General features: G+C 64.0%; 4 protein-coding genes. 1 reads left to right on the forward strand and 3 read right to left on the reverse strand.

Annotation, left to right across the window (positions count from 1 at the left end; genetic code table 11):
* Window positions 1–55 precede the first annotated feature (55 nt).
* From HMPREF3162_RS03240 to tkt, 3 genes are read right to left on the reverse strand one after another with little or no spacing between them, the layout of a single operon-like run.
* Window positions 56–1,663, reverse strand: coding sequence for a hypothetical protein (locus HMPREF3162_RS03240; RefSeq protein ID WP_070776888.1), 1,608 nt, complete (start codon window positions 1,661–1,663; stop codon window positions 56–58).
* Entirely contained in the window at window positions 1,660–2,751 is a 1,092-nt protein-coding gene (gene tal / locus HMPREF3162_RS03245; RefSeq protein WP_070776889.1) for a transaldolase, read from the reverse strand. The genes HMPREF3162_RS03240 and tal overlap by 4 nt, the downstream gene beginning before the upstream one ends.
* A complete protein-coding gene (gene tkt / locus HMPREF3162_RS03250; RefSeq protein WP_070776890.1) occupies window positions 2,748–4,829 on the reverse strand; it encodes a transketolase in 2,082 nt (693 codons plus the stop codon). The genes tal and tkt overlap by 4 nt, the downstream gene beginning before the upstream one ends.
* Before the next feature lie 152 nt (window positions 4,830–4,981).
* Between tkt and HMPREF3162_RS03255 the strand changes: the two genes are divergently transcribed.
* Window positions 4,982–5,956 carry a heme o synthase gene (locus tag HMPREF3162_RS03255; protein ID WP_070572650.1) on the forward strand — a complete coding sequence of 325 codons (975 nt, stop codon included), beginning with the start codon at window positions 4,982–4,984 and terminating at the stop codon, window positions 5,954–5,956.
* The last annotated feature ends 44 nt before the right edge of the window (window positions 5,957–6,000 follow it).

Genomic DNA, 6,000 nt, shown 5'->3' on the forward strand with positions numbered 1-6,000 from the left:
GCACAAGTGCCGGTCAGAAAGTCTCTGCTTCCTTTCCTCCAGTCCGAGGCTTCCCCTATCCTTTCAGTCCGAGTGAGCGCTCCAGTTGTGTCCATCCGTCGGTGCGCAGGTGCAGGCGAACGACGGGACGTCCCGCGCGGCGGAGTGCATCCGCATCGCCGTCGGCTTGTGCGCTGAGCAGCTGTGCAAAAGAGCAGTCGGCACCGGGAACTGCGAGGTCTTCGCCCGCAGGGTCGGCGGTGATCTGGATGAAGGCCCCATTGTTCCGCCCGCCCTTGTGGTACTGCCCGGTGGAGTGCAGATAGGCCGGCCCGAAGCCGAAGGTGGTGACAAGTCCGGTCAGGCGGAAAACTGCTTCGCGCAGCGCCTCGATCGCAGCAAAGCGCTCCGGGTCGACAAAAGCCTGGACGGCTACGTATCCGAACTCGGGAACGGCACCGGCCAGGGCCTGAACGGTCCCGCTGATGCTGCGCACGCTGGCCAGCGCGTGCTCATTGCCGTAGACGTCGATGTTTTCGTAGCTGAACACAAGGTCCATGCCGTGAACCGCTTCGGGATCTGCAAGGGCGGCCCGGGCGGAGGCTTTGGCGGATTCAACGTCGGGTTGGTCAAAGGGATCGACGGCCGTGGAGAAAGCCAGAAGGGCGGTTGTGAATTCCCACAGGTAGAGCGCAGCTCCGAGCTCGGCCGTGACTGTGGCCATGTGGCCGGATACGGGCGCAGGAAGCTCCGTGCTGTCTTCGCCGTCCAGGGCGAGTTGGACAATGCTGACGTCCGGCCCGGCCTTCTGGATGAGATCGGAGTTCGGGTCTGCAACGGCAATCGGCAGAAGCCCCCTGCCGTCCTTGCCGAGCGATTCGCCTACGAGCTGCTCGATCCATGCACCCAAACCGACGCCGGTCTGGTCCGCCAGAACGAGCTTGTCGACATCGCGAGCGTGAGCGCTGGAGAGGAACGCCGCCAGTTCAACCGCGGGGTTGTCGTCGTCACGGCCGAGCACAGCGGCACTCTGCGCAGCCGCCTCCAGCAGCGGTCGCGGATCGCCGCCGGCCAAAACGGCGGGGACAAGGCCGAAGGCGGTGAGTGCCGAATAGCGCCCGCCGACATCGGCCGGGGTCGTGAAGACCGCGGTGAAGCGCTCGAGGTCGTTCAGCTGTGAACCGGGGTCTGTAATGGCGATGACCCGTTCGGCGGGGTCGAGGCCGGCGTCGGCGCAGGCGGCCTCAAAAGCGGCAAGGTGTGAGCGGGTTTCGACCGTTGTGCCTGATTTCGATGCGACGATCAGTCCCGTGTGCTTGAGGTCGTCGCCGAAAGCCCGGTGCACAGCGGCGGGTGCCGTGCTCGTCAGAAAGGTGAGCTCCACCTCGAGAGCGCGAGCGATAACGGCCGCTCCCAGCGACGACCCGCCCATGCCGGACAGGACAAAACGGTGCACACCGCTTTTGGCCAGTTCGCGGCGCAGCTCTTCGGCGCGAGCGATTTCGGGGTGTTCGACTTTCGGCAGATCCACCCAGCCAAGGCGATTCTCAGCTGTGGCAGCGCAGGAATCGCCCCACAGCTGAGAATCGCGGGCGGCCAGGCGTGACGCAGCACGAGCCTCAGTGAGGACCTTCAGTTCATGATCATAGGACTCGTGGGAGGCAGGGGAGAGGACGACCTTCATCGCAGACCCGCCTCGACCGTCTGTACGAGCTCGGCCCAGCTGTCGTCGAACTTCTGCAGGCCCTCGTCTTCAAGCACCCGCATGACGTCCGCGTAGTCGATGCCTTCGGAAGCCAGCGCATTGAGCACGCTGTTGGCTTCGGCTGCAGTGCCGGTGACGGCATCACCCTTGTCGTGGCCGTGTTCGGCGTAGGCGCGCAGGGTCTTCTCCGGCATTGTGTTGACGGTTCCGGGGGCCGTGAGCTCTTCGACGTAGAGCGTGTCGCGGTACTCGGGGTTCTTCGTGCCGGTTGAGGCCCACAGCGGTCTCTGCCGGTTGGCACCGGCTGCTTCGAGAACGGCAAAGCGCTCGGAGCTGAACTGCTCTTCGGCAATGCGGTAGGCAGCACGACAGTTGGCGATTCCGGCCTTTCCACGCAGAGCCAGAGCCGCGTCGGTGCCGATGTTCTCCAGGCGCTTGTCCACTTCTGTGTCCACGCGGGACACGAAGATCGATGCTACGGAGTGAATGGTGCCGAGGTCGTGGCCTGCTTCGCGCGCCCTTTCGAGCCCGTTGATGTACGCCTCGACCACCCTGCGGTAGCGATCAAGCGAGAAGATGAGGGTGACGTTGACGCTGATTCCCTCAGCGGTGACCGCGGTGATGGCCCGCAGGCCCTCGGGTGTGGCGGGAATCTTGATCATGACGCCTGGGCGGTCGATCATGCGGTGAAGCTTCAGCGCGCACTTGACCGTTCCCTCGGCATCGTGGGCAAGCGTCGGCGGGACTTCGATGGACACGCGGCCGTCGCGGCCGTCCGTGGCGTCGTAGACAGGTTTGAGGATGTCGCAGGCCAGAGCGACATCGCGCACGGTGAGCGCGTCGACAGCATCCTCTGTCGAAGTGCCGCTGGCCTTGAGCTCGCTCAGCTGGTCTGCGTAGCCGCTTCCCTCGGCAAGTGCTGCCGCGAAGATTGTCGGATTCGTCGTCACTCCGACAACAGAGTCTTCTGCCACGGACTGCGCGAGCGAGCCGGATTCAATGCGAGTGCGCGAAAGGTCGTCCAGCCAGATGGAAACGCCGTTGTTGCTCAGGGTCTGAAGGTTCACTGTTCCTCCTTGGCGGCGCGGATGGATTCGCGTGCGGCGGTGACGACCGCGTCGGCCGTGATGCCGAACTCTTGGTAGAGGCGCTTGTAGTCGGCTGAAGCTCCGAAGTGTTCGAGCGAAACAGCGCGGCCGTCCGTGCCGAGGTAGCGGTGCCAGCTCATTGCCGAGCCGGCTTCGACCGAGACGCGTGCCCGCAGGGTCGGAGGCAGAACGCTGTCGCGGTAGTCGCGGGGCTGAGCGTCGAACCATTCGTGGCTGGGCATCGAGACGACGCGCACCGCAGTGCCGTCGTGGCGCAGCTGCGCAGCGGCTTCGAGCGCCAGCTGAACTTCTGAGCCGGTGGCCATGAGGATGACCTCGGGTTCTGGATCGTCAGACAGAACGTAGGCGCCCTTGGCGGTGTTCTCCGCGCCGGCGAGTTCTGTCCGGTCGAGTACGGGCAGATTCTGGCGCGACAGCACAAGACCGGAGGGCCCGTCGGTGCGCTGGAGGATCTTCAGCCACGCGCAGACGGTTTCGTTGGCGTCAGCGGGTCGCACCACGTCGAGTCCCGGAATTGCGCGCAGGGCGCTTAAGTGCTCAACCGGCTGGTGGGTCGGGCCGTCTTCGCCAAGGCCGATGGAGTCATGGGTCCACACGAAGATGTTCGGCAGGTTCTGCAGTGCAGCCAGGCGGACAGCAGCCCGCTGGTAGTCGGAGAACACGAGGAAGGTGCCCGAGTACGGCCGGGTGGGCCCGTGCAGGGCGATGCCGTTGCAGATCAGCCCTGCGGCGAACTCGCGAACACCGAAGTGCAGGTTGCGGCCGTATTCGGTGCCGCGGAACATTTCCGAAGAGCGATCTTCTGGGAGGAATGATGGATCATTCTTGATGAGGGTGTTGTTCGAACCGGCGAGGTCAGAAGATCCGCCCCACAGTTCGGGCATCGCTGCGCCGAGTGCCTGAAGAACCTGACCGGAAGCTGCGCGCGTCGCAATTCCCTTGTCGTCTGCTTCGAAAGTCGGCAGCGTGTCTGTGAGGCCTTCGGGCAGTTCGCGCGCCTGCAGACGGCCGTACAGCGTCGCGGCTTCGGGGTTGGCGCTGCGCCACTGCTGGAAGCGCTCGTTCCAGTCTCGCTGTGCTTCGCGGCCGCGCTCTGCGGCCTTGCGGGTGTAGTCGAGAACCTCCGGGGCGATGGCGAACTTCTCTTCAGGGTCGAAGCCCAGCAGCCGTTTGGTCTGGGCGATCTCGTCGTCACCGAGCGCAGCACCGTGCGCAGCTCCCGTGTTCTGAGCGTTCGGGGCCGGCCAGGCGATGATGGTCGACAGGCGAATGAAGGACGGACGGTCGTCTTCCTTGGCCGCTTCCACTGCGAGGTGGAGGGCGTCGAGATCTTCGAGGTAGGTGCCGTCTTCCTTGACCCAGGAAACGTGCTGGGTGTGCCAGCCGTAGGCTGCGTAGCGTGCCTCGACGTCTTCGGTGAACGCGATCGAAGTGTCGTCTTCAATGGAGATGCGGTTGTCGTCCCAGATGACGATGAGGTTGCTCAGACGCTGAGTGCCCGCAAGCGATGAAGCTTCGCCGGATACGCCCTCCTGGAGGTCGCCATCACCGGCGATGACGAAGATGCTGTGGTCGAAAACGCTTTCGCTCTTCGGTGTTTCGGGGTCGAACAGACCGCGTTCGCGCCGTGCCGCCATAGCCATGCCGACAGCGCTTGCAATGCCGGAGCCAAGCGGGCCCGTGGTGATTTCAACGCCCGCGGTGTGCCCCACCTCGGGGTGGCCGGGGGTGAGCGAACCCCATTGGCGCAGCTGCTTGATGTCGTCAAGTTCCAGCCCGTAGCCGGTGAGGAACAGCTGAATGTACTGCGTAAGGCTGGCGTGTCCCGCTGACAGAACGAAGCGGTCGCGGCCGATCCAGTTCGGATCGGCCGGGCTGTGGGTCATCGCATACTGGTACAGGTAGTGCGCGGCGGGTGCGAGGCTCATAGCGGTGCCGGGGTGGCCGTTGCCGGCAGCCTGAACGGCATCAGCGGCGAGAAGTCGAGCAGTGTTGACAGCAGCCTGGTCTTCGGCAGACCAGTTCAGCGAGCTCATGCGAAGGTTCCTCCTGTTGACGTGCGTCCACACCAACTGTAACGGGCGCGCACACCGGGTGGGAGCTGGTATTCACAGGAACAGCCGATAGAATGAGCGGACGCTGGGAGAATCCAGTGAGAACAACCGCGTCGACTACAGGAAGTGAATGCGTGAGCGCTCATCAGCAGCACCAAGCAGAACGACCGCTGCAGCGTCTTCGGGATGAACAGCGACCGGCTGCTTCGGTTGAGAACCGCAGCCGCTTCATGGCCTTTGTCTCACTGACCAAACCCCGCGTCATCGAACTGCTGCTGGTCACGACAGCGCCGGTGATGTTCCTTGCCGAACGCGGACTGCCCAATCTTTGGCTCATCGTCGCCACCCTCATCGGCGGTTCGGCCGCCGCCGCGTCAGCTTCGGTGTTCAACTCGATTTTCGACCGCGACATCGACGCCCGCATGGCCCGGACCGAAACCCGCCCCCTTGTCACCGGCGAAATCTCGGTGAAAGAAGCGACGATCTTCGCGTTCTCACTGGGCATCGGCTCGATTCTGTGGATGGGCGGCTTCACCAACTGGGTTGCGGCTGGCCTGACCGCCGCTGCGATCCTCCTGTACGCGGTCTTCTACACCATGGTCCTCAAACGCCGCACCACCCAGAACATCGTCTGGGGAGGCGCGGCAGGCTGCATGCCGGTCTTCATCGGCTGGTCTGCCGTCACCGGTTCGCTTGACTGGGCGCCCGTTGCGCTTTTCCTCGTGGTGTTCTTCTGGACCCCGCCGCACTACTGGCCGCTGGCCATCAAATACAAGGCCGACTATGAAGCCGCCGATGTTCCGATGTTGCCCAACAAGGTGCCGCCGAAGACCGTCGGCGTGCAGATGATCGGCTACACGGTGGCGATGATCGCTGCATCTTTGGCTGTCATCCCGCTGGCGCCCATGGGCCCGCTGTACACGGTTGTCGCCCTGGGCTCGGGCGCTTGGTTCATGTGGGAGTGCATCACCTTCCTCAAGCGCGCAAAGCAGGGGCTGAGCGGAACGCAGCTGAAGGCCATGCGCGTTTTCCACGGATCCATCACCTACCTTTCGATTCTGTTCCTGGCAGTTGCAATCGATCCGTTCCTCAATCCGTTCCTCGGCTGATTCCTGACTGCAGAACAGCGGGGCCGGTGAGAAATTTCTCACCG

Source organism: Brevibacterium sp. HMSC07C04 (genome assembly GCF_001815905.1).
In the GTDB taxonomy this organism is placed as follows: Bacteria; Actinomycetota; Actinomycetes; order Actinomycetales; family Brevibacteriaceae; genus Brevibacterium.